Below are 25,466 nucleotides of genomic sequence, written 5' to 3'. Positions count from 1 at the left end.
GGAACTGAGGGGAACCGAGACGCGAACCATGGCACGGACGCGTGACCGGCGTCCTGGCCGGCTCGGCGGGCTGACGGCGGTGGCCTGCGCCGTCCTGCTCGCGATCGGCCCGCTGCCCGCGCGGGCGGCGCCCGGGGCCGGGGACACGGACGCCGGCCCGCCCGGCGGGAGCTATCTGGTGACGTTCAGGAGCCACTCGCCGCCCTCGTCGGCGGAGCGGGTGCTGGCCGGGTCCCCCGCCGGGCGGGCGGTCGTCGACCGGTACGGGGTCCGGATCGTGCGGACCTACCGGACCGCCTTGAACGGCTACGCGGTCCGCGCGGACGCGGCGCGGGCGCGGCGGCTCGCGGCCGACCCGCGGGTCGCGGCCGTCGTCCCCGACACCCGGGTGTCGCTCGCGGGCGCCGAGGGCGACCCGCCGCCCTGGGGGCTGGACCGGATCGACCGGCCGGGGCTGCCGCTCGACGGGCGCTACCGGCGGACCGCGTCGGGGGGCCGCGGGGTGACGGTGTACGTGATCGACACCGGCGTCCGCGTCACCCACCGGGACTTCGGCGGACGGGCCTCCCACGGCTGGGACTTCGCCGACGGCGACCGGACCGCCTCCGACGGCAACGGGCACGGCACGCATGTCGCGGCCACCGTCGCGGGTGCGCGGTACGGGGTCGCCGGGAAGGCGCGGATCGTCTCCGTGCGGGTCTTCGACGACCGGGGCACCGGCACGGCCGCGCAGGTCATCGCGGGCGTCGACTGGGTGACCCGGCACGCGCGGCGGCCCGCGGTCGCCAACCTCAGCGTGGGCGGTCCGTACAACGCCCAGTTGGACGCGGCCGTCCGCGCCTCCGTCGCGTCCGGTGTCACCTACACGGTCGCGGCGGGCAACGCGGGGCGGCCGGCCGGGCTGTTCTCGCCCGCGGACGTGGCGGAGGCGATCACGGTCGGCGCGACAGGACCCGACGACGCCCGCGCCCCCTTCTCGAACTTCGGCCCGTCGGTCGACCTGTTCGCGCCGGGCGTCGCCGTCACCTCCGCGTCCTATGCCAGTGACACCGCCGAAGCGACCTATTCAGGTACGTCGATGGCGAGTCCGCATGTCGCGGGCGCCGCCGCGCTGTATTTGTCCGAAAACCCGAAGGCCGAGCCTGAGCGTGTTTCCAAAGCGCTCGCAAAGAATGCGGCGCACGGGAAAGTGTCCGGCCGGGGGCCCGGTTCGCCGGACGAACTCCTGCAGGTACCGGCCCTGTAGCGGCAGACCGGCAGCCCTGCCCGACAGTGTCCCGACGCGGCCGCCGAACCCCGCGGGCCCGGCCGGACTCGTGTGTAGACATACGCGCGAGTAGTTAACAAAGTGCCGGATTGCGCACTCGCTTAGGGTGGGAAGGAACCTCCGGTACGACCCCCTCCGAATTCCCCGGAATTCGAGGGGTACCTGACGCAGGACCCACCTCCCCTCAGCCATCCGCCCACCCACGTTGACGCGGACAGGAGCGGTCATGCCCGCCACGCACCACACGTCAGCACCCCCGACACCCGGCACCGCGACGGCCCCGGTACCCCCGGCCGACACCGGTCCGCCGCCCCCGGAGCCACCCTCCGCGGCCGGCCAGGACCTCATCGGACGCATCCCCGTCCTCGACGTACGTCCCGTCGTCCAGCGCGGCAGGCGTCCCGCGAAGGCGGTGACCGGGGAATCGTTCGAGATCTCGGCCACCGTGTTCCGTGAGGGTCACGATGCCGTGGCGGCCGATGTCGTCCTCACCGATCCGCAGGGGCGCAAGGGCCCCTGGACCCCGATGCGTGAACTCGCCCCCGGCACCGACCGCTGGGGCGCCACCGTCACCGTCACCGCGCCCGGCCGCTGGACGTACCACGTCGAGGCGTGGAGCGATCCGCTCACCACCTGGCACCACCACGCCGGGATCAAGATCCCGGCCGGCATCGACACCGAACTGGTCCTGGAGGAGGGCGCGCGGCTGTACGAACGGGCCGCCGCGGGCGTCCCCAAGGGCGGCGGGCTGCGCAAGGCGGTGCGCGGCGCCGCCGACGCGCTGCGCGACCGCAGCCTTCCGGCCACCTCACGGCTGGCGGCGGCGCTGGCCCCCGAGGTGACGGCGGTACTGGCCCGCCATCCGGTGCGTGACCTGGTCACCTCGTCCGAGCCGCTGCCGCTGCTCGTGGAGCGTGAACGGGCCCTGTACGGCGCCTGGTACGAGTTCTTCCCGCGTTCCGAGGGCACGCCCGAGGAGCCCCACGGCACCTTCAGGACGGCGGCAGGCAGGCTTCCGGCAATCGCGGGCATGGGTTTCGATGTGGTGTATCTGCCGCCGATCCACCCGATCGGCACGACGTATCGCAAGGGCCGCAACAACACGTTGTCCGCCGGCCCCGACGACGTCGGCGTGCCGTGGGCGATCGGTTCGCCCGAGGGCGGCCACGACGCGGTGCACCCGCGCCTGGGCACGACGGAGGACTTCGCCTGGTTCGTGGGGCGGGCCCGTGACCTCGGCCTCGAAGTCGCCCTGGACTTCGCCCTCCAGTGCTCCCCCGACCACCCGTGGGTCGACAAGCACCCGGAGTGGTTTAACCACCGGGCCGACGGGAGCATCGCGTACGCGGAGAACCCGCCGAAGAAGTACCAGGACATCTACCCCGTCGCCTTCGACGCCGACCTCGAAGGACTCGTCGCGGAGACGGTACGGGTGCTGCGGCTGTGGATGGGCCACGGGGTGCGGATCTTCCGCGTCGACAACCCGCACACCAAACCCGTGGTGTTCTGGGAGCGGGTCATCGGCGAGATCAACCGCGCCGACCCCGACGTGATCTTCCTCGCCGAGGCGTTCACCCGCCCGGCGATGATGCGCACCCTCGGCGAGATCGGCTTCCAGCAGTCGTACACCTACTTCACCTGGCGCACCACCAAGCCCGAACTCACCGACTACCTCACCGAACTGTCCGGGGAGAGCGCCGCGTCGATGCGGCCCAACCTCTTCGTCAACACCCCCGACATCCTGCACGCCTTCCTCCAGCACGGCGGCAGGCCCGCCTTCGAGGTCCGCGCCGTCCTGGCCGCCACCCTCTCCCCCACCTGGGGCGTCTACAGCGGCTACGAACTCTGCGAGAACACCCCGCTGCGCGACGGCAGCGAGGAGTACCTCGACTCCGAGAAGTACCAGCTCCGCCCCCGCGACTGGGAAGCCGCCGCCCGCGAGGGCCGCACCATCGCCCCCCTGATCACCCGGCTCAACGAGATCCGCCGGGCGAGCCCCGCCCTGCGCCAACTGCGCGACCTGCACTTCCATCCCGTCGACCAGGAGGCGGTGATCGCTTACTCGAAGCGGAGCGGTTCGAACACGGTTCTGGTGGTCGCCAACCTCGACGCGCACCACACCCAGGAGGCCACGGTCTCGTTGAACATGCCGCAACTCGGCCTCGACTGGCACGAGTCGGTGCCGGTGCGCGACGAGCTCACCGGCGAGACCTACCACTGGGGCAGGGCCAACTACGTACGCCTGGAGCCGGGGCACCGGCCCGCGCACGTCTTCACCGTCCTGCGACCGTCCACCCCGCAGATCGGAGGGTCACCCACCATATGATCGTCAACGAGCCCGTTCCGGACACCTTCGAGGACACCCCCGCCAAGGACCGGGACCCGGATTGGTTCAAACGCGCGGTCTTCTACGAGGTTCTCGTCCGGTCCTTCCAGGACAGCAACGGCGACGGCGTCGGCGACCTCAAGGGCCTCACCGCCAAGCTCGACTACCTCCAGTGGCTGGGCATCGACTGCATCTGGCTCCCGCCCTTCTTCAAGTCACCGCTGCGCGACGGCGGCTACGACGTCTCCGACTACACCGCCGTCCTCCCCGAGTTCGGCGACCTCGCCGACTTCGTCGAGTTCGTCGACGCCGCCCACCAGCGCGGCATGCGCGTCATCATCGACTTCGTCATGAACCACACCAGCGACCAGCACCCGTGGTTCCAGGAGTCCCGCAAGGACCCCCAAGGCCCCTACGGCGACTACTACGTCTGGGCCCAGGACGACAAGCAGTACCCCGAGGCGCGGATCATCTTCGTCGACACGGAGGCGTCCAACTGGACGTTCGACCCGGTCCGCAAGGAGTACTACTGGCACCGGTTCTTCTCCCACCAGCCGGACCTCAACTACGAGAACCCGGCGGTCCAGGAGGAGATGGTCTCGGCGCTGCGGTTCTGGCTCGACCTCGGCATCGACGGCTTCCGCCTCGACGCGGTCCCGTACCTGTACCAGCAGGAGGGGACCAACTGCGAGAACCTCCCGGCGACGCACGAGTTCCTGAAGCGGGTGCGCAAGGAGATCGACGCGCACTATCCGGACACGGTGCTGCTCGCGGAGGCCAACCAGTGGCCCGAGGACGTCGTCGACTACTTCGGCGACTACCGCAGCGGCGGCGACGAGTGCCACATGGCGTTCCACTTCCCCGTCATGCCCCGCATCTTCATGGCCGTGCGCCGCGAGTCCCGCTACCCCGTCTCCGAGATCCTCGCCAAGACGCCCGCGATCCCCTCCGGCTGCCAGTGGGGCATCTTCCTGCGCAACCACGACGAACTCACCCTCGAGATGGTCACCGACGAGGAACGCGACTACATGTGGGCCGAGTACGCCAAGGACCCGCGGATGCGCGCCAACATCGGCATCCGCCGCCGCCTCGCCCCCCTCCTCGACAACGACCGCAACCAGATCGAACTCTTCACCGCCCTGCTCCTCTCCCTCCCCGGCTCGCCGATCCTCTACTACGGCGACGAGATCGGCATGGGCGACAACATCTGGCTCGGCGACCGCGACGCCGTCCGCACCCCCATGCAGTGGACCCCCGACCGCAACGCGGGCTTCTCCTCCTGCGACCCCGGACGGCTGTCCCTGCCGACCATCATGGACCCCGTCTACGGCTACCAGGTCACCAACGTCGAGGCGTCGATGTCGTCGCCCTCGTCGCTGCTGCACTGGACCCGCCGGATGATCGAGATCCGCAAGCAGAACCACGCCTTCGGCCTCGGCACCTACACCGAACTGCCGTCGTCCAACCCGGCGGTGATCGCGTTCCTGCGGGAGCACGAGGACGACCTCGTGCTGTGCGTCAACAACTTCTCCCGCTTCGCGCAGCCGACCGAGCTGGACCTGCGGGCCTTCACCGGCCGGCACCCGGTCGAGCTGTTCGGCGGGGTGCGCTTCCCGGCCGTCGGCGAACTGCCGTACCTGCTGACCCTCGGCGGCCACGGCTTCTACTGGTTCCGGCTCCGCAAGGACGCCGCATAGGGTCTCGGCTCTCGGGGCGGGGGCGTTTCCCCTGTCCCGACCGGGGCACCCATCAGTAACACCCCGACCCGCCCGGGGAAAGGACGCGCCGCCATGTCGGAAGCCTTCACCCGCTCCGCGAGCCCGGCAGACGCCGGACTCGGCCTCCTCCCCTCCCTCGACCCGCTGCTGCGGGAGTGGCTGCCGAGGCAGCGCTGGTTCGCCGGCAAGGGGCGCCCGGTCACCGGGTTCTCCCTGGCCGCCGCCACCGAGCTGCTGCCGTCGGAGAGCCGCCTCGGCCTGCACCACCTGCTGGTGCGCGCCCATCAACCGCCGGTGCCGGGCGCCGCTCCGCAGCCCGGTGACTGCTACCAGCTGCTGATAGGCGCGCGCGAGGCGCTGCCGCCCCGGCTGGCGCCCGCGCTCATCGGCCATGTCGAGCAGGGCCCGCTCGCCGGACGCACGGTGTACGACGCCCTCTCCGACCCCAGGCCCGCCGACGTGCTCCTGGAGGCACTGCGTGCCCAGGCCCGCATCGGCGGGCTCCGCTTCGAACGGGACCCCGCCCAGGAGATCAGGCCGGGCCTGGTCCCCCGCCCGGTGACGACCGAGCAGTCCAACTCGTCCGTCATCTACGGCGATACGTTCATCCTGAAGCTGCTGCGCCGGATCGTGCCCGGCGTCAACCCCGACCTCGAACTCCCGCTGGCGCTCGCCCGCGAGCACTGCCCCCGGGTGCCCGCCCCGACCGGCTGGCTGCGGGCCGACCTCGACGGCGAACCGTCCGTCCTCGCGGTCCTCCAGCCGTTCGTGCAGGGCGCGGCGGACGGCTGGGAGCTGGCGCTGCGGGAACTCGCCAAGGGCGAGGACTTCTGCGCCGAGGCCCGCGCCCTGGGCCGCGCCACCGCCGAGGTGCACACGGCGCTGGCCCGCGCACTGCCCACGGTCACCCTCGGCCGCGCCCAACTGCGGCTGATGGTCGACGGCATGGTGGAGCGCCTGGAGTCGGCGGCGCAGGCGGTACCGGTGCTGCGCCCCTACGTGCCGGCGCTGCGCACGGCGTTCACCGCCCTCTCCGACCTCGCCGAGGAGGGCCGCACCTGGGTCGCGCAGCGCGTCCACGGCGATCTGCACCTCGGCCAGTGCCTGCGCTCGCCGGACGGCGAGTGGTCGCTGATCGACTTCGAGGGCGAGCCGTCCAAGCCCCTGGCGGAGCGCAGGCTGCCGCAGCCGACCTCGCGGGACGTCGCGGGGATGCTGCGCTCCTTCGACTACGCGGCGCACTCGGCAGGGCCCGCCGCACCGGGGTGGGCGGCGGCCTGCCGGGCCGCGTTCTGCACCGGATACGCGCAGGTCAGCGGGGAGGACCCGCGCACTGACCCGGTGCTGCTGCGGGCCTGCGAGACCGACAAGGCGATCTACGAGGTCGTCTACGAGGCCCGGCACCGCCCGGACTGGCTCACCGTGCCGATGGCGGCGATCGAGCGCTACGCGACCCCCGTCGAACCCTTCTGACCGCCCCGACCCTCGCCTAGGAGGCGCAGCCAGTGACCCCCCGCCCCCCGTCAAGCGGTCAGGATCCGAAGAGGCCGGCCGAGGAACCGGCCGTCCCGGAGGAGAAGGCCACGCCGAGGAAGCCCACGACGAAGAAGGCGGCGGGGAAGAACCCCGCGGCGAGGAAGGGGGCGGGGAAGACGTCCGCGGGGAAGACGTCCGCGGGGAAGGCATCCGCGGCCAAGACCTCCGCGGGCAAGACGTCGGCGGCCAGAACGTCCGCTGCCAAGACGTCCGCCGCTGAGAAGGCGGCTGCCGAGAAGGCGGCTGCCGAGAAGGCGACGACGGGGAGGGCCGCCGTGGCGGAGAAGGCACCCGCGCCCGTACCCCTTGCTCCCGTCGCGCCCGTCCCACCTGTCCCGCCCGTCCCGCCCGTCGAGGTAGCCGTGTCGCCCGCGCTGGACGCCGTCGACCGGGAGCGGCTGCTGCACGGTACGCACCACGCGCCGCACGCGGTGCTGGGGGCGCATCCGGTGGCGGGCGGGGTGGTGTTCCGGGCGTTCCGGCCGTACGCGCGGTCGGTGACCGTCGTCGGGGACGGGCTGCGGACGGCGCTGCACGACGACGGCGACGGGTTCTTCTCCGGGCTGCTGGCCCTGCCCGAGGTCCCGGCGTACCGGCTGCTGGTGGCGTACGAGGGCGCCGAGCCCGAGGTCGAGGACGCGTACCGGTTCCTGCCCACACTGGGCGAGTTGGACCTGTATCTGATCGGCGAGGGTCGGCACGAGGAGCTGTGGAAGGCGCTCGGCGCGCACCCGACGGTCCACCAGGGCGTGGCGGGCACCCGGTTCGCGGTGTGGGCGCCGAACGCGCGCGGGGTGCGGCTGGCGGGCACCTTCAACTTCTGGGACGGCACCGGGTTCCCGATGCGGTCGCTCGGCTCCTCCGGGGTGTGGGAGCTGTTCGTGCCGGGGGTCGGCGAGGGCGAGCTGTACAAGTACGAGCTGACCAGGCCGGACGGTTCACGGACCCAGCGTGCCGACCCGATGGCCCGCCGTACCGAGGTGCCGCCCGCGACGTCGTCCGTGGTGACGGCCGCGCACCACGAGTGGCAGGACGGCGCGTGGATGGCGCGGCGCGGTGAAGTGCCGCCGCACGAGGCGCCGTTCTCGGTCTACGAGGTGCATCTCCCGTCCTGGCGACCGGGCTTGACCTACCGCCAACTGGCCGAGCAGCTGCCCGCCTATGTGAAGGATCTCGGGTTCACGCACGTCGAGTTGATGCCGGTCGCGGAGCATCCGTTCGGCGGCTCGTGGGGCTACCAGGTCACCGGCTTCTACGCGCCGACCGCGCGGCTCGGCACCCCGGACGACTTCCGGTTCCTCGTCGACGCGCTGCACCAGGCCGGCATCGGGGTGCTGATGGACTGGGTGCCGGCCCATTTCCCGCGCGACGACTGGGCGTTGGCCGAGTTCGACGGGCGTCCGCTGTACGAGAGCGAGGATCCGCTGCGGGCGGCGCACCCCGACTGGGGGACCCTGGAGTTCGACTTCGGCCGCCGTGAGGTGCGCAACTTCCTGGTGGCGAACGCCGTGTACTGGTGCGAGGAGTTCCACATCGACGGGCTGCGGGTGGACGCCGTCGCCTCGATGCTCTACCTCGACTACTCGCGCGAGGAGGGCCAGTGGACGCCGAACGCGTACGGCGGCCGGGAGAACCTGGACGCGGTGGCGTTCCTTCAGGAGATGAACGCGACGGTGTACCGGCGGGTGCCGGGGATCGTCACGATCGCGGAGGAGTCGACGGCGTGGGACGGCGTCACGCGGGCCACGGACACCGGCGGCCTCGGCTTCGGCATGAAGTGGAACATGGGGTGGATGCACGACTCGCTGGCGTACATGGCGCACGAGCCGGTGCACCGCAGGCATCACCACCATGAGATGACGTTCTCGATGGTGTACGCGTACAGCGAGAACTACGTGCTGCCGATCTCGCACGACGAGGTGGTGCACGGCAAGCGGTCGCTGGTCTCGAAGATGCCGGGCGACTGGTGGCAGCGGCGGGCCGACCTGCGCGCCTACCTCGCCCACATGTGGGCCCACCCGGGCAAGCAACTCCTCTTCATGGGACAGGAGTTCGCGCAGGGCGCCGAATGGTCCGAGGCGCACGGCCCCGACTGGTGGCTGCTCGACCCGGCGTACGGCGCCGAGGCCGACCACCGGGGCGTGCGCGACCTGGTCCGCGACCTCAACACCGTCTACACCGCCACCGCGGCCCTCTGGCAGCGCGACACCGACCCGTCCGGCTTCCAGTGGGTCACCGGCGACTCCGCCGAGGACAACGTCTTCGCCTATCTGCGACTGGACGCCGACGGCGGCCCGCTGCTCGCGGTGACCCACCTCTCCCCCGTGGTCCGCCACGACTACCGCGTCGGCGTCCCCGAGGACGTCCCGGCCTGGCAGGAGGTCCTCAACACCGACGCGGCACGCTACGGCGGCAGCGACGTCGTCCACCCGGACACGATCAAACCGGAGCCCCACCCCTGGCACGGCCGGGGGTCGAGCGTCCGGCTGACCCTGCCACCGCTGGCGACGGTGTGGCTGCGACCGGCGTGAGGCCCGTCAGCCCGTCCCCCGGGCGCGGACCCCGCCGCTTCAGGAGTGCCGCGGGAGCGTCGACGCGGCGTCCGCCAGGCCCGGGGGCAGGGCCTGTGTGTGCAGGACACCGAGCCGCTGGGTGGCCCGGGTCAGGGCCACGTACAGGTCGCTCGTGCCGTAGCGGCCCGGTTCCACCACCAGGACCGAGTCGAACTCCAGACCCTTCGACTGGCGGGGGTCGAGGAGGACGACCGTGCGGGTCAGGTCGGGTTCCGAGCCGGCCGTGACGCCGTCGAGCACGGCGGCCAGCGCGCGGTGCAGGTCGCGTGGCGCGATCACCGCCAACCTGCCCTCGTCGGGGGTCAGTTCGGCGACGGCCTCGGCGACCGCCGCGGGCAGCCCGGCGCGGCCGGCCTGCCGCACCCAGGGCCGTACGCCGGTGGCGCGGACCGAGCTGGGCGGCTCGAAGTCGGGCCGTTCGGCGCGGACGACGCTCGCCGCCACCTCCATGATCTCGGCGGGGGTGCGGTAGTTGACCCCCAGCCTGGCGTGCTCCCAGCGGTCCTCGACGTACGGCGCGAGGATGTCGGCCCAGGAGCCGACCCCGGCCGCCTCGGCGGTCTGGACGGGGTCGCCGACCAGTGTCATCGACCGGGTCGGGCTGCGCCGCATCAGCAACCGCCAGGCCATCGGGGACAGTTCCTGCGCCTCGTCGACGATGATGTGCCCGAACGCCCAGGTCCGGTCGGCCGCCGCGCGCTCGGCGGCGCTGCGGAAGTCCTCCTCCTCGTGGCGTTCGGCGAACCGTTCGGCGTCGATGATGTCGTGCGCCGAGAGCACCTCCGAGCCGTCGGGGTCGCCGTCCTCCTTGTCCTCGAACTCGTAGGTGCGCGAGGCGAAGGAGACGTCGAGGACACCCTGCGCGTAGGCGATCTGCGTCTCGCGTTCGCGGTCGGCGCGGGCGCGGGCCACCCGCTCGTCGACGCCGAGGAGTTCGGCGGCCTCGTCGAGCAGGGGTACGTCGGCGACCGTCCAGGAGCGGGTCACCGGGCGGCGGACGGCGGCGGCGTCCTCGTCGCTCAGATACTCCTCGGGGGCGGCCAGCAGGTCGGCGACCAGGCGGCGCGGGGTGAGCCGCGGCCAGAGCCGGTCGATCGCCGACCAGACCTCGGGGTTCTCGGCGAGGTCGTCGCGGATCTGGGTGATGTCGCTGGGGTCGAGCAGGTTGGACCCGTCGAACGGGTCGGTGCCGATGCGTTCGGCGACCATGTCGGTGAGCGTGTTGAGGATGTGGCCCTCGAAGTACTCGCGGGCCGCGTTGTGCGGCAGCCGGGTCTCGCGGGTGCGGTCGCGGGCGACCTGCACCAGGCCGTCGTCGAGCATCAGGACCTCGCGGTCGTGCTCGATGGTGAGGACCGGGTCGGGCAGCGCCTGCCGGTCGCGAACGGCGGCGGCGAGCACGTCGGCCATCTCGGCGCGGCCCTTCACGGCGGCCGCCCGCGGGGTGTCGGTGGCGGTCGCCCGCACGCCGGGGAAGAGTTCGCCGACGGTCGCGAGGAGCACGCCGGTCTCGCCGAGGGCGGGCAGCACCTCGCCGATGTAGCCGAGGAAGGCCGGGTTCGGGCCGACGATCAGGACCGCGCGCCTGGCCAGCAACTCCCGGTGCTCGTAGAGCAGATAGGCGGCCCGGTGCAGGGCGACGGCGGTCTTGCCGGTGCCGGGGCCGCCCTCGACCACCAGGACGCCGCGGTGCGGGGCCCGGATGATCTCGTCCTGCTCGGCCTGGATGGTCTGCACGATGTCGCCCATCCGGCCGGTGCGCGCGGAGTCGAGCGCGCTCAGCAGGACGGCGTCCCCGGTCGGGTCCTCGTGTCCGGTGCGGGTGGCGTCGCCGAGGTCGAGGATCTCGTCGTGCAGCGCGGTCACGGTACGGCCGTCGGTGGTGAGGTGTCTGCGGCGGCGCAGGCCCATCGGGGTGTGGCCGGTGGCGAGGTAGAACGGGCGGGCGACGTCGGCACGCCAGTCGATCAGGATCGGGGTGCGCGCGTCGTCGTCGGCGCGCAGCCCGATGCGCCCGATGTGGTGGCTGGTGCCGGAGGTGAGGTCGATCCGGCCGAAGCAGAGCGATCCGTCGACGGCGTTCAGCGCGGCGAGCAGCCCGGAGCGCTCGGCGACCAGGATGTCCCGCTCCAGCCGGGCCTGCATGGGCGTGTTGCCCTGGGCGAGCGCGTCGGTGACGCCCGCCTCGGTGTCGCCGCGCAGGGCGTCGACGTGGGTGTACAGCCCGTCGATGAATTCCTGTTCCCGACGGATTTCACCGTCCGGAAATTCGCTGTTTGACAATTCCACTCCCGGCCGCATATGATGACCCCATCAAGCTTGTTCGTGACTGCCGCACTCGATGCGAAGTTGCTTCGCAGTTGATCCGCAGTTCACACCGCGAATTGAAGTCACGAATCAATGAATATACCCAAAGAAATCCCCCGGACGCAACGTCCGGGGGATTTCTGGTGTCGGGCTCCCGACGGCTCGGGCCGGGCGTTACAGCGCGTCCTCCAGCTCGGCCAGCAGCCGCCGCTTCGGCCGCGCGCCGACCAGGGAACGGACCGGCTCACCGTCCCTGAACAGCATGAACGTCGGCATGGAGAGCACCTTGTAGGCGTTGGTCGTCTCCGGATCGTGGTCCACGTTCAGCTGGACGACCCGCATCCGGCCGGCCTCCTCCACGGCCAGCGCGCGCAGCACGGGCGCCATCTGGCGGCACGGCGGACACCAGTCGGCGGTGAACTCCACCAGCACCGGAAGTGCCGATCCGAGCACCTCGTCGGCGAAATTCGCGTCGGTCACCTCGGTCACGCCCGCGGTCGTCGTCACAGTTTCGGCCCTTCCAGTTCGCACAACGGTTCCTCGCCCCCGGCCGACGCCAGCCGCACCCCGATCTCCGCGCGGACCGACCGCAGCTCGTCGATCAGCGCGTCCAGCTCGGCGAGCTTGCGCCGGTAGACGTCGAGCGAGGCGGGACAGGTGTCCCCCTGCGGATGGCCGGCGCGCAGGCAGTCAACGAAGGGCCGGGTCTCCTCCAGGTCGAACCCGAAGTCCTGGAGCGTCCTGATCTGCCGCAGCAGCCGCAGATCGCTCTCGTCGTAGCTGCGGTAGCCGTTGTCCGCGCGCCGCGCGGACAGCAGCCCGCGCGACTCGTAGTACCGCAGCGTCCGCGTGGTGGTCCCGGCCCGTGCGGCCAGCTCGCCGATTCGCATACGTCGAACGTAATCCTTGACGCCGACGTCAGGGCAACAGCCCGGTCGGCGCCGCTGCCCCACGAGGGGGACCGGACGCCGACGTGCGCGCCCGGCCCCTGGTCCCCGATCCCCTATCGCCCTATCGCTCTGTCGCCCTATCGCCCGGTCACCTTCGCGTCCGGCCGCGCGGCCTGCGACGACGCGTCCGACGCCGTTGCCTGGCCGCCGTCCTCCGCCGTCGCCGGGTCCGCCGTCGCGTCCGCGGAGTCCGTCGCGTCGTCCGTCGTCGAGCGCTCGTCCGCGCCCTCGGTCGCGCGGCCCCTGCCCGGCAGCAAGACACCCACCAGGATCGTGCCGAGGCCAAGGACCACCGCGCCGATCAGGCTGGTGTGGGCGACCGCGTCGGAGAAGGACGAGCCGACCGCGTCCGCCACCCGGTGCGCGCCCTGGGCGAGTTGGGTGGCCTGCTCCTTCAACTGGGCAGCCTGCGCAGGGTCGGTGGCCCGCGCGGCCTGCCCGGCGAGGGCCCGCGCCTTCTCGCCCATGCCCTGCGCGACCGCGTACCCCGCGCCCACCGAGTCCTGCGCGGTGGCCAGCGTGGCGGCGGGCAGCTTGGTGCCCCCGGCGGCGTCCGCGAGGTGGTCGGAGTACGAAGTCGCCAGCAGGGAGCCGAGGATGGCGATGCCGAGCGAGCCGCCCAGCTCGAGCGAGGTGTCGTTGACGGCGCCGCCGACGCCCAGTTCGGACTCGGGGAAGGCGCCCATGATCGCGTCGGTGCAGGGCGAGAGCGCCAGTCCGATCGCGAGGCCGAGGACGACGAGCGGGGCGACCAGGTCGGCGTAGGTCGAGCCGGCGTCGACGCGGGCCAGCAGGGCGAGGGCGGCGGTGCCGCCGACCATGCCCGCGGTGACCGTCCACTTCATGCCGACCCGCGGGGTGAGGTAGCCGGTGAGGGCCGAGCCGACGAAGACCGCGCCGGCCAGCGGCAGCATCCGCACGCCGGTCTCGAAGGCGTCGTAGCCGAGGACGAACTGGAGGTGCTGGGTGAGGTAGTAGAAGGCGCCGAAGACCGCCAGGAAGAAGAGGGCGACGGCGAGGTTGGAGCCGGCGAAGCGGCGGTCGGCGAACCGGCGGACGTCAAGCACCGGGCGCGGGTGGCGCAGCTCCCACAGGACGAAGGCGAGCAGTCCGAGGCCCGCGACGACCGCGGCGCCGATCGCCTTGGCGCCCCAGCCGAAGTGCGGGCCCTCGATGATCATGTAGATCAGGGCGGCGATCCAGACCACCGACAGCAGTCCGCCGACGTAGTCGATCCGGTCGTGGTGGCCCGCCTTCGACGGCGGTACGAGCACGAACGCGCCGATCAGGGCGACGGCCGCGACGGGCACGTTGATGAGGAAGGTCGACGCCCAGCCGTGGCGCTCCAGGAGCGCGCCGGCGACCAGCGGACCGGCCGCGATGGCGAGCCCCGCGGTGGCCGTCCACAGCACGATGGCCTTGGCGCGTTCGGCGCGCGGGAAGGTCGCGGCGAGCAGCGACAGCGTCGCGGGCATGATCAGCGCGGCGCCCACGCCCATCACGGCGCGGGCCGCGATGACCGTCGTCGCGCTGCCGGCGAGGGAGCCGAAGACGGCGCCGCCGCCGAACACCAGCAGGCCGAGGACGAGCGCGCCGCGCCGGCTGTACTTGTCGCCTATCGCGCCGAGCAGCAGCATCAGCGCCGCGTACGGAACGGTGTAGCCGTCGATGACCCACTGGAGGTCGGCGCTTGACAGGCCGAGGTCCTGGGTCATGTCGGGGGCCGCGACGGTGAGCGCGGTGTTCGCCATCACGATGATCAGCAGACTCAGGCACAGGACGAGCAGCGCCCACCAGCGCCTGGCGTAGGGCTGGTCCGACCTTTCGACCGGTTGGTTCACGACGAGTCGCATGGCAGGGGTGGCCTTCCTCGACAGACTTCTCCGCACGTCCCGGCGCCGGACGTCCGCTGCGGCACCGAGTAATTGCACAACGATGTGCAATCTACGTCGATTGCACAGCACTGTGCAAGTCGAGTCGGGACAGGCAGAATGGCTCTCATGACCACCGGTAACAGCAGCCGCGCCGACGCCAACCGCCGACGGATCCTCGACGTCGCCCTCGCCGAGCTGCTGCACGACCCGGACGCCTCGATGGACCAGATCGCGCGCGCCGCGGGGGTCGTCAGGCGCACGGTGTACGGCCACTTCCCCAGCCGGGACGCGCTGATCGGGACGCTCGTCGACGGCGCGGTGGAGGCCGTCGCCGCCGCGCACGCGCAGGGGCGGGCGGCCGCCGAGGGCCCTGCCGAGTCGGTGGTCCGCTCCACCCTCGCCGTCTGGGAGGTCGCCGACCGCTACCGCATCCTGGTCGCCCTCGCCCAGCGCAGCGTCACCGTGCAGGGCATCCGCGACCGGCTCGCCCCGGTGCGCGCGTCCTGCGCCGAGGTGCTGGCGCAGGGGCTGGCCGACGGCGTCTTCACCTCACCGCTGCCCGCGCCCGCGCTGGCGTACGTGCACGAGCAGATGCTGCTCGCGCTGATGGAGGCCGTCAACGACGGCCTCCTGGAAACACGGGAGGCGGGCCGCTCCGCCGCGGTCACCCTGCTGACCACGGCGGGCGTACCCGCCTCCGACGCCACCGCGCTGGTGACGAAGCTGAGCTGCTGAACCCCGCCCTCCCGCGCACCGCCGCTCTCCCGCGCGCCGCGGTCTCCGGATTCTCTGCGGTCCTGGCGACTTCCCCGGTCTCCGCGTCTTCCCCGGTCTCCGCGTCTTCCCCGGTCTCCGCGTCTTCCCCGGTCTCCGCGTCCGCCGCGCGCGTCGTGCGTCGTCCGCCGCGCGCATCGTGCGTGCCCCGCCGCGCGCGTCATGCGTCGTGGATCGACGGCGGTGGGACCGGGCGGCTGAGTGACGGGGGGTGACCTCAGCCGCCCGGAGTCTCGGACACCGTCAGGCCTTGGCGAGTTCCTTGTCGCCGCCCTGGTCGGGCCGGGGGGCCTCGGTGTCGCTCTCCTTCACCTCGCCGTGCTCGTCCAGGAGGGTCGTCTCGTCGAACGGCAGCTCGCCCGCGAGCACCAGGTCGACCCGCGCCTTGTCGATCTCCTTGGTCCAGGTGCCGACCAGGACGGTGGCGACGGCGTTGCCCGCGAAGTTCGTCAGGGCGCGCGCCTCGCTCATGAAGCGGTCGATGCCGACGATCAGGCCGACGCCGTCGACCAGCGCGGGCTTGTGCGACTGGAGGCCGCCGGCCAGGGTCGCGAGGCCCGCGCCGGTGACACCGGCCGCGCCCTTCGAGGCGACCAGCAGGAACAGCAGCAGCGGGATCTGCTCGCCGATCGACATCGGGGTGCCCATCGCGTCCGCGATGAACAGCGACGCCATGGTCATGTAGATCATGGTGCCGTCGAGGTTGAACGAGTAGCCGGTCGGGACGGTGATGCCGACGACCGGCTTGCTGACGCCCAGGTGCTCCATCTTCGCGATGAGCCGCGGCAGCGCGGACTCCGACGACGAGGTGGACAGGATCAGCAGGAACTCGCGGGCCAGGTACTTGAACAGCGCGAGGACGTTGACCCCGGCCACGATCCGCAGCAGGGCGCCGAGCACGACGAAGGTGAAGAGGAAACAGGTGACGTAGAAGCCGAGCATCAGTACCGCGAGACCCTTGAGGGCGTCCACGCCGGCCGAGCCGACCACCGCGGCCATCGCGCCGAAGGCACCGATCGGGGCGGCCCACATGATCATGGCGAGGACCCGGAAGACGAGCCGCTGGATGTGCTCGATGCCCCGCAGGATCGGCTGTCCCGTCCTGCCCATCGCCTGGAGCGCGAAGCCGCACAGCAGCGCGATCAGCAGGGTCTGGAGGACCTCGCCCTGGGTGAAGGCGGAGACGATCGTGGTCGGGATGATCCCGAGCAGGAAGTCCGTGGTGTCCTTGGCCTCCGGCGCCACCTGCGCCTGACCGGTCTCCTTGATCGCCTCGGTGATGTGCAGCCCGGTGCCGGGCTCGAGGATGTTGCCGACCACGAGGCCGATCCCGAGCGCCACCAGGGACATCACCAGGAAGTAGCCGAGCGCGATCCCGCCGACCGCGCCGACCTTGGCGGCCTTGCGGACCGATCCGATGCCGAGCACGATCGTGCAGAAGATGATCGGCGAGATCATCATCTTGATCAGGTTGACGAAGCCGGTGCCGATCGGCTTCAGCTCCTGGGCGAAGTCCGGGGCGGCCAGACCGACGGCGATGCCGATGGCGACCGCGACGATCACCGCGATGTACAGATAGTGGGTGCGGTCCCGCTTGGCGGCGGGTGCGGCAGGTGCCGTAGGCGACGTCGTCACGGCTGCCTCCTTGACGTCTTCGTCGGTGGGACCGGCGTGCGGCTCACGTCCGGATGGGTGCGGAGACCGTGAGATCCAGCAGTGGCCTGAACCGGTCGTCCCGCATCCGTATTGCGGTGACTATCTCCCGCCGTGTGAGGGCGGTCACCCTTCCGTTCATTTAGTTCACGCTTAACGTGCGAGGCACACTGACGACATGAACATCCGCCTCCCCCGCCCCCGCAGCCTCGCCGGGCAGCTGTTCGCCATGCAGGCGGTGCTGATCACGGTGGTCGTGGCCGGATGCGCGCTGTTCACCTACATCAGCGACCAGAGCCAGGCGCAGGAGGCCGCGGGCCGGCAGGCGCTGGCGGTGGCCCGCTCGGTCGCCGACTCGCCGTCCGTGCACTCCGCGATCCGCACCCCCGACCCGACGGCGGAACTCCAGCCCTACGCGCTCCAGATCGTGCGGGACACCGACGTCGACTTCATCACGATCATGAACCCGGGGGGCATCCGCTGGACCCACCCCGACCCGGACCAGATAGGGCAGCGCTTCCTCGGCCACATCGACCGGGCCGTCGCGGGCCACTCCTTCACCGAGACCTACACCGGCACCCTCGGCCCCTCCGTCCGCGCCGTCACCCCGGTCCGCGACACCGACCGCCAGGTCGTCGGCCTGGTCAGCGCGGGCATCAGGGTCGAGGCGATCAGCGAACGGGTCCGCGGCCAGCTGACCGGGCTGCTCGGCGTCGCGCTCGGCGCCCTCGCGCTCGGCGGTGCCGGCACCTACGTCGTCAACGCCCGGCTGCGCCGGCACACCCACGGCATGAGCGCGGCCCAGCTGAGCCGGATGCACGACTACCAGCAGGCCGCCCTGCACGCGGTGCGCGAGGGGCTGCTGATGCTCGACGGGCAGTACCGGGTGGCGCTGATCAACGACGGCGGACGGGAGCTGCTCGGCGTCGCCCGGGAGGCGGACGTGGTGGGCACCTCGGTGGCCGACCTCGGGCTGCCGTCCCCCTTCACCGGCGCGCTGCTCTCCGCCGAGCCCCGGGTGGACGAGGTGCATCTGACGGCGGACCGGGTCCTGATGGTCAACACCTCCCCGGTCACCGGCGGCGAACACCGGGGCACCGTCGTCACGCTCCGGGACGTCACCGAACTCCAGTCTCTGATGGGTGAGTTGGACTCGGAGCGCGGCTTCACGCAGGCGCTGCGCTCGCAGGCGCACGAGGCCGCGAACCGGCTGCACACCGTGGTCTCGCTGATCGAGCTGGGCCGCGCCGAGGAGGCCGTCGACTTCGCCACCGCCGAACTCGAACTGGCGCAGGCGCTCACCGACCAGGTGGTGGCCGCCGTCAGCGAACCGGTGCTGGCCGCGCTGCTGCTCGGCAAGACGGCGCAGGCGAACGAGCGGGGCGTGGAACTCGTCGTCTCCGAGGACAGCGGACTCGACGACGGGCTCCTGCCGCCCTCACTGCCCGCCCGCGACCTGGTCACCATCCTGGGCAACCTGATCGACAACGCGGTGGACGCGGCGCAGGGCAGCGTGGGGTCACGGGTGACGGTGACCGCGCGCACCGAGGCGGCGGAGCTGCTGCTGCGGGTGGCGGACACCGGGGCCGGGGTGGACCCGGACCATGCCGAGCGGGTCTTCCAGCGCGGGTTCTCCACCAAGCCGTCGGGACCCGGTGGGCGCGGTCTGGGTCTCGCGCTGGTACGACAGGCGGTGCACCGGCATGAGGGGACGCTCTCGGTGACCGGGGCGGACGGCGGCGGCGCGGAGTTCGAGGTGCGGCTGCCGCTCGGCACCACGGAAGCCACGGCCGCGCGGGACTCCGCGACGGACCGCGGGAATCGCACGGACATCGTTTCCGGAGGCAAAGCGTGACGCAGGCCCCGCTCATCCGCGTCCTCATCGTCGAGGACGATCCGGTGGCCGCGGACGCGCATGTCCTCTACGTCAACCGGGTGCCGGGGTTCACCGCCGTCGGCAAGGCGCACACCGGCGCCGAGGCCAGGCGGCTCCTCGAACGCACCGGCGTGGACCTGCTCCTGCTCGATCTGCATCTGCCGGACGTGCACGGTCTACAGCTGGCCAGGTCGCTGCGGGCGGCCGGGCACCACGCGGACGTGATCGCGGTGACATCGGCGCGGGATCTGGCCGTGGTCCGCGAGGGGGTGTCGCTCGGGGTGGTGCAGTACGTCCTCAAACCGTTCACTTTCGCGACGCTGCGGGACCGTCTCGTCCGGTACGCGGAGTTCAACGCGGCGGCGGGCGAGGCGAGCGGGCAGGACGAGGTGGACCGGGCGCTGGCGACCCTGCGGGCACCGGGCCCGGCCGCGCTGCCCAAAGGGCTGAGCGGGCCGACACTCGAGCGGGTCACCGGGGCGCTGCGGGACGCCGGGGAGGGGCTCACGGCGGCGGGCGTCGCGGAGGCGGTGGGCATCTCCCGGATCACCGCGCGCCGCTACCTGGAACACCTGGTGGAGACGGGCCGCGCCGGCCGCAGCCCGCTGTACGGCCAGGTGGGCCGCCCTGAACTGGTCTACCGCTGGGGCCGGGGCGGCGGAACGCCGGGGAGATGAGCCGCGGACGCGGGGGAGCGGACGGACGCGGGGGTGCGCGGACTCGGGCGCGGACGGACACGGAGGTGCGGGGACGCGGGGGCGGGCGGACGCGGGGGTGCGCGGACTCGGGCGCGGACGGACGCGGAGGTGCGGGGACGCGGGGGCGGGCGGACGCGGGGGTGCGGGGGGACGCGGAGGTGCGCGGGACGCGGAGGTGCGCGGGACGCGGAGGGGGATCCGCGTCCGGACGGCCGCCCGCAGGCGTGACCCGCGCCCGGATGCCTGCCCGCAGGACCCGCGCCCCGCTACCCGTCCGCAGACGAGGACTCGCGTCCCGACGTCCGCCCGGCCGGAGGCCCTATCCCGACGTCCGCCCGGCCGGGGCCCTTCCCGGTGCCCGCCCGGCCAGGGCCCTTCCCGGTGCCCGCCCGCGTGGGCGACCCGGCGCACGGAGGGATACGGCGTCCGTAAGGACCGGCTCGGCCGCCTCCCCCGGTCGCCGGCAAGACAAACCCCGCCGACGCATTGACCTCCGCGGACCACTCCTCCTACCTTCACCGGGCAACCGTCTGGGCCGACAACGATGTCCGGCCCGTAGGAGGTCGTGCCCGTGCGCCCCACCGCCGCCCGCCCCCGCCTGACCGCCCTGCTCGCGCTCGCCGTGGCCGCCGGTGCCCTCACCGCCTGCGGCGGGTCCGGCAGCGACCCGGACACCGTGAAGGTCTCCTTCAAGCAGTCCACCGACAACTCGGTCCATGTGATGGACGCCTATCTCGCGGACGTCAAGCGGCAGTTCGAGAAGAAGTACCCCGGCAAGAAGGTCGACCTCGTCCCGATCAAGGCGCCCGACTCGGAGTACTACACCAAGCTCCAGCAGATGCTCCGCTCCCCCAAGACCGCGCCCGACCTGGTCTACGAGGACACCTTCCTCATCAACTCGGACATCACCAGCGGGTACTTGAAGCCGCTGGACGGCTATCTCGCGAAGTGGCCCGACTGGCGGAAGTTCATCCCGACCGCGAAGACGGCGGCGCGCGCCGAGGACGGCAGGACGTACGGCGTCCCGGACGGCACCGACACCCGGGGCCTCTGGTACGACAAAGCGCTGTTCGCGAAGGCGGGCCTGCCGGCCGAGTGGCACCCGAAGACCTGGGAGGACGTCCTCGACGCCGCCCGCACGGTCAAGGAGAAGGTCCCCGGCGTCACCCCGCTCAACGTCTACACCGGCAAGCCCGCCGGTGAGGCCGCCACCATGCAGAGCTTCGAGATGCTGCTGTACGGCACCGGCGACGGCCGCGCCGATCCGCTCTACGACACGGCGTCGAAGAAGTGGATCGCGGGCAGCCAGGGCTTCAAGGACGCCCTGACGTTCGTCGAGACCGTCTACCGGGAGAAGCTCGGACCCGACGTCGCGACCGCCCTCGACCCCAACATCCAGACGATCGTGCGGGGCGACCTGCTGCCCAAGGGCAAGCTCGCCATCGACCTGGACGGCTCGTGGCTGCCGCAGGACTGGCAGGCGGGCGCGGGACACGCCTGGCCGCAGTGGTCGACCCGGCTCGGACTGGCCGCCATGCCCACCCAGCGGGGCCAGGCGCCCGGCAGGGTCAGCATGTCGGGCGGCTGGACCTGGGCGATCCCCGCCAAGGCCCACAACCCCGACCTGGCCTTCGACTTCATCACCACCCTGCAGAGCAGGGCGAACGCCCGGAAGTGGTACATCGCCAACTCGGGCATCGCCGTCCGCGAGGACGTCGCCGCCGACCCCGCCTATGTGAAGGCGCAGCCCGGCATCGCCTTCTTCACCGACCTGGTGGCCAGCACCCACTACCGGCCCGCGTACCCGGCGTACCCGAGGGTGTCCACCGCGATCCAGGAGGCGATGGAGGGTGTGACGACGGGTGACCTGTCGGTGGCGAAGGCGGCGAGCGGCTACGACGACGCGCTGAAGGACGCCACCGGCAACCAGGTCGTGCGCCGGTGAACGGCGGTGCCCGCCGCCTGCGTTCACTCGGCCGCGCCCTGCCGCTCTCCCCCGCCGTCGTCCTGCTGCTGCTCTTCCTCGCGGGACCGATCGGCTACTGCGCCTTCATCGCGTTCACCGACCTCCAGCTCACCGGGCAGGCCCACGCGTCCTTCGTGGGCCTCGCCAACTTCCGCAGGGCCTTCGGGGACGAGGAGTTCCTGAACGCGGTCTGGCTGACCCTGGTGTTCACCGTGGTGTCGTCGCTGCTGGGGCAGAACACCCTGGGTCTCGCGCTGGCCGCGCTGATGCGGCGGGCCTCGAAGCCGGTGCGCACGCTCACCGGTGGCGTGGTCATCACGGCGTGGGTGCTGCCGGAAGTCGTCGCCGGGTTCCTGCTGTACGCGTTCTTCCGCCGCGAGGGCACCCTGAACGCCCTCCTCGACCAGCTCCATCTGCCGTCCCAGAACTGGCTGTTCACCCTTCCGATCCTCGCCGTGTCGTTCGCCAACGTGTGGCGCGGCACCGCCTTCTCGATGCTCGTCTACTCGGCCGCCCTGAACGAGATACCGGGCGAGATCGAGGAGGCCGCCGAGGTCGACGGCGCCCGCGGCCGGCGCCTGTGGTGGCACATCACGCTGCCGATGATCCGGCGCTCCATCGGCACCAACCTGATGCTCAACACCCTCCAGACGCTCTCGGTGTTCGGGCTGATCTGGGTGATGACCCGGGGCGGCCCCGGCGGCAGGAGCCAGACGCTGCCGCTGTTCATGTACGAACAGGCCTTCCAGAACAGCATGATCGGCTACGGCACCGCGGTGGCCCTGCTGCTGCTCGTCGTCGGCTCGCTGTTCTCCCTCGTCTACCTGCGCCTGCTGCGCACGGAGGTCTGAGCCCCATGGCCGGTACCGTCTCCTCGCGCCGCCGCGGTCGTCGACTGGCCGCCGACACCGGCCTGTTGGCGGTCGCCGCCGCCTTCGCGCTGCCGCTGGCATGGGTCCTGCTGTCGTCCGTCGACCCGCACGCCGATCTGCGGGTGAAGGCGCCCGACGGGCTCACGCTCGGCAACTTCGACGCGATCCTCACCCCGGAGATCACCTTCACCCCGCTGCTCAACAGCCTGATCCTGTGCGGCGGCGCGACCCTGCTGACGGTGGTGTGCGCGGTCCTCGCCGCGTACCCGCTCTCCCGGTTCCGCTCCCGCCTCAACCGCCCGTTCCTGCTGACGATCCTCTTCGCGACCAGCCTGCCGATCACCGCGATCATGGTGCCGGTGTACGCGCTGTTCGTGCGGGTCGATCTGATCGACACCGTGCACGGCACGATCCTGTTCTTCGCCGCGTCCCAACTCCCTTTCGCGATCTGGCTGATGAAGAACTTCATGGACGGCGTCCCGAAGGAGCTGGAGGAGGCGGCCTGGACCGACGGGGCGTCCACGCTCCAGTCGCTGGCCCGGATCGTGCTGCCGCTGATGGGGCCGGGGGTCTCGGTGGTGACGGTCTTCTCGTTCGTCATGATGTGGGGCAACTTCTTCGTGCCGTTCATGCTGCTGCTGACCCCGGACCAGATGCCGGCGAGCGTGAGTATCAACGAGTTCTTCGGCAACCGGGGCATGGTGGCGTACGGGCAGTTGGCCGCGTTCTCGGTCGTCTACTCGACGCCGGTGATCCTTCTCTACCTGCTGATCTCGCGGCGGCTCGGGGGCGGGTTCGCGCTCGGCGGGGCGGTCAAGGGGTGAGACGGCGGCCCCGCGCCGCCCGCACGGCCGCGACCGGCTGGTTTTCCGGGCCGAAAGGGCCATGGTCACAGCGTCTTCACCGCCCTAGGGTGTGGCCGTGCCAAGACCCGCCATCACCCCGAACCAGAATCCGGAACGGTCGTCCCCGCCGTTCAACGCCCTCGCCGCCCGGCGGCTGCGGGCCGCGCTCGGCATGCGGCCCGAGCATGTGGCCTACGGTCTGCGGGCCTCGTACGGGATGCCGTACGTCACCGCGGACCTGGTCGCGGCCTGGGAGCGCGGGACGACCAGGCCCACAGGCCGCGAACTGACCGCGCTCGCCAGCGTGCTGTGGTGCTCACCGGACGAACTCGTGGGCCGGGCGCAGGTGTTGCGCGACCATCGGGTCGCCCGCGGTCTCGCGCCCGAGGACGTGGCCCGCGCCCTCGGCATCGATCTGCCGGTCTATCTCGACATGGAGGAGCACGGCACCTGGCGCGGCACCGAGCGGCAGGCCGCCGCCCTCGCGGAGCTGCTCGATCTGGCGCTGCCGGTGCTGCTCACCGTCACCGGGCGGGCCGGGAGACTCGCCGAGCTGCTGCGGGAGGCCGTGACGACGCGCTGGCAGGCGTCCGTGCGGCCGGTGGGCAAGATGCTGACGTCCCTGGACCGGCGGCTCGTCGAGGTGACTCTCCAGGAGCTGCACCAGGAGTACCGGGAGCACCAGGAGCGGACCGCCGAGGCACCCCAACGGGGCGACTACGGGCGGGAGTTCCTGGACCGCATCCTCGACCACTTCTGGACGGCGATCGAGAGCCGCACCGGCCGGGCCCAGTAGCCGGGGGCGGTGCCGCCGGGGCGGGTGCCGCTGAGGGCCGGTGCCACTGGGGCCGGTGTCGCCGGGGGCCGGTGCCGCTGAGGGCCGGTCTCGCCGGGGGCAAGTGAGCCGGGGCCCGGCGGACCGGGCCCCGCTCCCCTGCGGGCCGCGGGTCTAGAAGACCGACTCCGCCTCGTACATCCGGTCCTCGGGGACCGTCTTCAGCTCGGTCACCGCCTGGGCGAGCGGCACCATCACGATGTCGGTGCCGCGCAGCGCGGTCATCCGGCCGAACTCGCCGCGGTGCGCGGCCTCCACGGCCTGCCAGCCGAACCGGGTGGCGAGCACCCTGTCGTACGCGGTGGGGACTCCGCCGCGCTGCACATGGCCGAGGATGACCGGCTTGGCCTCCTTGCCGAGGCGCCGCTCCAGCTCGTAGGCGAGGGCGGTGCCGATGCCCTGGAAGCGCTCGTGGCCGAACTGGTCTATGGCGCCCTTGCCGTAGTCCATCGTGCCGTCGGCGGGGTGGGCGCCCTCGGCGACGCAGATGACGGCGAACCGCTTGCCGCGCGCGAAGCGCTCCTCGACCATCTTGACCAGGTCGGCCGGGTCGAAGGGCCGCTCGGGCAGGCAGATGCCGTGGGCGCCCGCGGCCATCCCGGACTCCAGGGCGATCCAGCCCGCGTGGCGGCCCATGACCTCGACGACCATCACTCGTTGGTGGGATTCGGCGGTGGTCTTGAGCCGGTCCATCGCCTCGGTCGCGACGCCGACGGCGGTGTCGAAGCCGAAGGTGCGGTCGGTGGAGGAGATGTCGTTGTCGATCGTCTTGGGTACGCCCACCACGGGCAGCCCCGCGTCGCTCAGCATCCGGGCGGCGGTGAGGGTGCCCTCGCCGCCGATCGGGATGAGGGCGTCGATCCCGAAGTCGCGGGCGATGTCCGCGGCGGTCTCGCACGCCTCGCGCAGCCGGTCGCGCTCCAGCCGTGAGGAGCCGAGGATGGTGCCGCCACGGGCGAGGATGCCGCTGACGGCGTCGAGGTCGAGGGTGCGGAAGTGGCCGTCGAGCAGCCCCGCGTACCCGTCCTCGAAGCCGATCACCTCGTCGCCGTAGGTCGTGACCGCCCGGTGGACGACCGAACGGATCACGGCGTTCAGGCCGGGGCAGTCGCCGCCTGCGGTGAGAACTCCGATGCGCATCGTGCTGTGTCTCCTGCTCGCTGTCGGTCCCTTGGGCCTGGTCGATTCTTTCATGCCGGGGAACGATGTCTTCTACGTCCAGAATTGCCCGGATCGGGCCGCCCCGAAGCGCACCGGCTCCCCTCGACTTGACGGGCGCCTTATCCACCGGACGGGGTATTGTCAAGAGGGTTCCACTCACCTTGGTGGGTGATTTTCGTACGGGTGTCACCCGGGCGGAGCGGCCCGTCACACTCAGGCCACCGACAGACGAAAC

General features: G+C 71.9%; 18 protein-coding genes. 12 read left to right on the top strand and 6 right to left on the bottom strand.

All coding sequences use genetic code 11. The annotated features are described in order from the left end of the window. Positions 1 to 28 precede the first annotated feature (28 nt). From DDJ31_RS26380 to glgB, 5 genes are all read left to right on the top strand, one after another. Positions 29 to 1,246: a S8 family peptidase gene (locus DDJ31_RS26380; RefSeq protein ID WP_127177892.1), complete on the top strand. Its 1,218-nt coding sequence runs from the start codon at positions 29 to 31 to the stop codon at positions 1,244 to 1,246. Between the two features lie 247 nt (positions 1,247 to 1,493). Further along, positions 1,494 to 3,593 (top strand): alpha-1,4-glucan--maltose-1-phosphate maltosyltransferase, encoded by a 2,100-nt coding sequence (locus tag DDJ31_RS26375; RefSeq protein WP_127177893.1) that lies wholly within the window; start codon positions 1,494 to 1,496, stop codon positions 3,591 to 3,593. Continuing rightward, a complete protein-coding gene (gene treS, locus DDJ31_RS26370) occupies positions 3,590 to 5,290 on the top strand; it encodes a maltose alpha-D-glucosyltransferase (protein WP_127177894.1) in 1,701 nt (566 codons plus the stop codon). Before DDJ31_RS26375 ends, treS begins: the two co-directional genes overlap by 4 nt. A 93-nt stretch (positions 5,291 to 5,383) precedes the next feature. Next, complete coding sequence (locus DDJ31_RS26365; protein WP_127177895.1) at positions 5,384 to 6,784, top strand: maltokinase N-terminal cap-like domain-containing protein; 1,401 nt, start codon at positions 5,384 to 5,386, stop codon at positions 6,782 to 6,784. 32 nt (positions 6,785 to 6,816) lie between these two features. Continuing rightward, positions 6,817 to 9,378, top strand: a complete 2,562-nt coding sequence (glgB, locus tag DDJ31_RS26360; protein ID WP_127177896.1) for a 1,4-alpha-glucan branching enzyme — start codon at positions 6,817 to 6,819, stop codon at positions 9,376 to 9,378. 39 nt (positions 9,379 to 9,417) lie between these two features. On the opposite strand, the gene DDJ31_RS26355 is transcribed toward glgB, so the two are convergent. The 4 genes from DDJ31_RS26355 to DDJ31_RS26340 all read right to left on the bottom strand — a co-directional run bounded on the left by DDJ31_RS26355 (position 9,418) and on the right by DDJ31_RS26340 (position 14,530). Beyond that, positions 9,418 to 11,721: a HelD family protein gene (locus tag DDJ31_RS26355; RefSeq protein WP_127177897.1), complete on the bottom strand. Its 2,304-nt coding sequence runs from the start codon at positions 11,719 to 11,721 to the stop codon at positions 9,418 to 9,420. A gap of 180 nt (positions 11,722 to 11,901) precedes the next feature. Continuing rightward, the gene (locus DDJ31_RS26350; RefSeq protein ID WP_127177898.1) at positions 11,902 to 12,234 is read right to left on the bottom strand and encodes a thioredoxin family protein; all 333 of its coding nucleotides are present in this window, start codon (positions 12,232 to 12,234) and stop codon (positions 11,902 to 11,904) included. Further along, positions 12,231 to 12,617: a MerR family transcriptional regulator gene (locus DDJ31_RS26345; RefSeq protein ID WP_127177899.1), complete on the bottom strand. Its 387-nt coding sequence runs from the start codon at positions 12,615 to 12,617 to the stop codon at positions 12,231 to 12,233. Before DDJ31_RS26345 ends, DDJ31_RS26350 begins: the two co-directional genes overlap by 4 nt. Before the next feature lie 137 nt (positions 12,618 to 12,754). Then, entirely contained in the window at positions 12,755 to 14,530 is a 1,776-nt protein-coding gene (locus DDJ31_RS26340) for a DHA2 family efflux MFS transporter permease subunit (RefSeq protein ID WP_127177900.1), read from the bottom strand. Positions 14,531 to 14,668: 138 nt separating this feature from the next. On the opposite strand from DDJ31_RS26340, the gene DDJ31_RS26335 reads away from it, so the two are divergent. Then, on the top strand, positions 14,669 to 15,286 hold the full coding sequence (locus DDJ31_RS26335) for a TetR/AcrR family transcriptional regulator (RefSeq protein WP_127177901.1): 618 nt from the start codon (positions 14,669 to 14,671) through the stop codon (positions 15,284 to 15,286). Between the two features lie 282 nt (positions 15,287 to 15,568). Here DDJ31_RS26335 and DDJ31_RS26330 read toward each other — a convergent pair whose 3' ends face one another. Next, positions 15,569 to 16,960, bottom strand: a complete 1,392-nt coding sequence (locus tag DDJ31_RS26330; protein WP_127177902.1) for a cation:dicarboxylate symporter family transporter — start codon at positions 16,958 to 16,960, stop codon at positions 15,569 to 15,571. A gap of 196 nt (positions 16,961 to 17,156) precedes the next feature. Between DDJ31_RS26330 and DDJ31_RS26325 the strand changes: the two genes are divergently transcribed. The 6 genes from DDJ31_RS26325 (at position 17,157) to DDJ31_RS26300 (ending at position 24,031) form a co-directional block, all read left to right on the top strand. Continuing rightward, positions 17,157 to 18,833 (top strand): sensor histidine kinase, encoded by a 1,677-nt coding sequence (locus DDJ31_RS26325; RefSeq protein ID WP_127177903.1) that lies wholly within the window; start codon positions 17,157 to 17,159, stop codon positions 18,831 to 18,833. Next, entirely contained in the window at positions 18,830 to 19,531 is a 702-nt protein-coding gene (locus DDJ31_RS26320; protein WP_127177904.1) for a response regulator, read from the top strand. Before DDJ31_RS26325 ends, DDJ31_RS26320 begins: the two co-directional genes overlap by 4 nt. Positions 19,532 to 20,117: 586 nt before the next feature. Continuing rightward, the gene (locus tag DDJ31_RS26315; protein ID WP_127177905.1) at positions 20,118 to 21,497 is read left to right on the top strand and encodes an extracellular solute-binding protein; all 1,380 of its coding nucleotides are present in this window, start codon (positions 20,118 to 20,120) and stop codon (positions 21,495 to 21,497) included. Next, positions 21,494 to 22,369 (top strand): carbohydrate ABC transporter permease, encoded by an 876-nt coding sequence (locus DDJ31_RS26310; protein ID WP_127177906.1) that lies wholly within the window; start codon positions 21,494 to 21,496, stop codon positions 22,367 to 22,369. Before DDJ31_RS26315 ends, DDJ31_RS26310 begins: the two co-directional genes overlap by 4 nt. 5 nt (positions 22,370 to 22,374) lie before the next feature. Continuing rightward, a complete protein-coding gene (locus tag DDJ31_RS26305; RefSeq protein ID WP_127177907.1) occupies positions 22,375 to 23,214 on the top strand; it encodes a carbohydrate ABC transporter permease in 840 nt (279 codons plus the stop codon). A 97-nt stretch (positions 23,215 to 23,311) separates the two neighbouring features. Next, positions 23,312 to 24,031 (top strand): helix-turn-helix domain-containing protein, encoded by a 720-nt coding sequence (locus tag DDJ31_RS26300; RefSeq protein ID WP_127177908.1) that lies wholly within the window; start codon positions 23,312 to 23,314, stop codon positions 24,029 to 24,031. Positions 24,032 to 24,184: 153 nt separating this feature from the next. Here the strand turns inward: DDJ31_RS26300 and DDJ31_RS26295 are convergent, their stop codons facing one another. Then, positions 24,185 to 25,210, bottom strand: a complete 1,026-nt coding sequence (locus DDJ31_RS26295; protein ID WP_127177909.1) for an ATP-dependent 6-phosphofructokinase — start codon at positions 25,208 to 25,210, stop codon at positions 24,185 to 24,187. Positions 25,211 to 25,466 lie beyond the last annotated feature (256 nt).

The sequence above is a fragment of the Streptomyces griseoviridis genome, assembly GCF_005222485.1.
Taxonomy (GTDB): Bacteria; Actinomycetota; Actinomycetes; order Streptomycetales; family Streptomycetaceae; genus Streptomyces; species Streptomyces hintoniae.
This window is presented reverse-complemented; position numbering and strand designations above follow the sequence as displayed.

Bases quoted from the DNA above. Each gene is read 5' to 3' on its own strand.
- DDJ31_RS26340 (WP_127177900.1), bottom strand. From the start codon at position 14,530: ATGCGACTCGTCGTGAACCAACCGGTCGAAAGGTCGGACCAGCCCTAC.
- DDJ31_RS26305 (WP_127177907.1), top strand. From the start codon at position 22,375: ATGGCCGGTACCGTCTCCTCGCGCCGCCGCGGTCGTCGACTGGCCGCC.
- DDJ31_RS26295 (WP_127177909.1), bottom strand. From the start codon at position 25,210: ATGCGCATCGGAGTTCTCACCGCAGGCGGCGACTGCCCCGGCCTGAAC.
- treS (WP_127177894.1), top strand. From the start codon at position 3,590: ATGATCGTCAACGAGCCCGTTCCGGACACCTTCGAGGACACCCCCGCC.
- DDJ31_RS26335 (WP_127177901.1), top strand. From the start codon at position 14,669: ATGGCTCTCATGACCACCGGTAACAGCAGCCGCGCCGACGCCAACCGC.
- DDJ31_RS26375 (WP_127177893.1), top strand. From the start codon at position 1,494: ATGCCCGCCACGCACCACACGTCAGCACCCCCGACACCCGGCACCGCG.
- DDJ31_RS26380 (WP_127177892.1), top strand. From the start codon at position 29: ATGGCACGGACGCGTGACCGGCGTCCTGGCCGGCTCGGCGGGCTGACG.
- DDJ31_RS26345 (WP_127177899.1), bottom strand. From the start codon at position 12,617: ATGCGAATCGGCGAGCTGGCCGCACGGGCCGGGACCACCACGCGGACG.
- DDJ31_RS26325 (WP_127177903.1), top strand. From the start codon at position 17,157: ATGAACATCCGCCTCCCCCGCCCCCGCAGCCTCGCCGGGCAGCTGTTC.
- DDJ31_RS26365 (WP_127177895.1), top strand. From the start codon at position 5,384: ATGTCGGAAGCCTTCACCCGCTCCGCGAGCCCGGCAGACGCCGGACTC.
- DDJ31_RS26355 (WP_127177897.1), bottom strand. From the start codon at position 11,721: ATGCGGCCGGGAGTGGAATTGTCAAACAGCGAATTTCCGGACGGTGAA.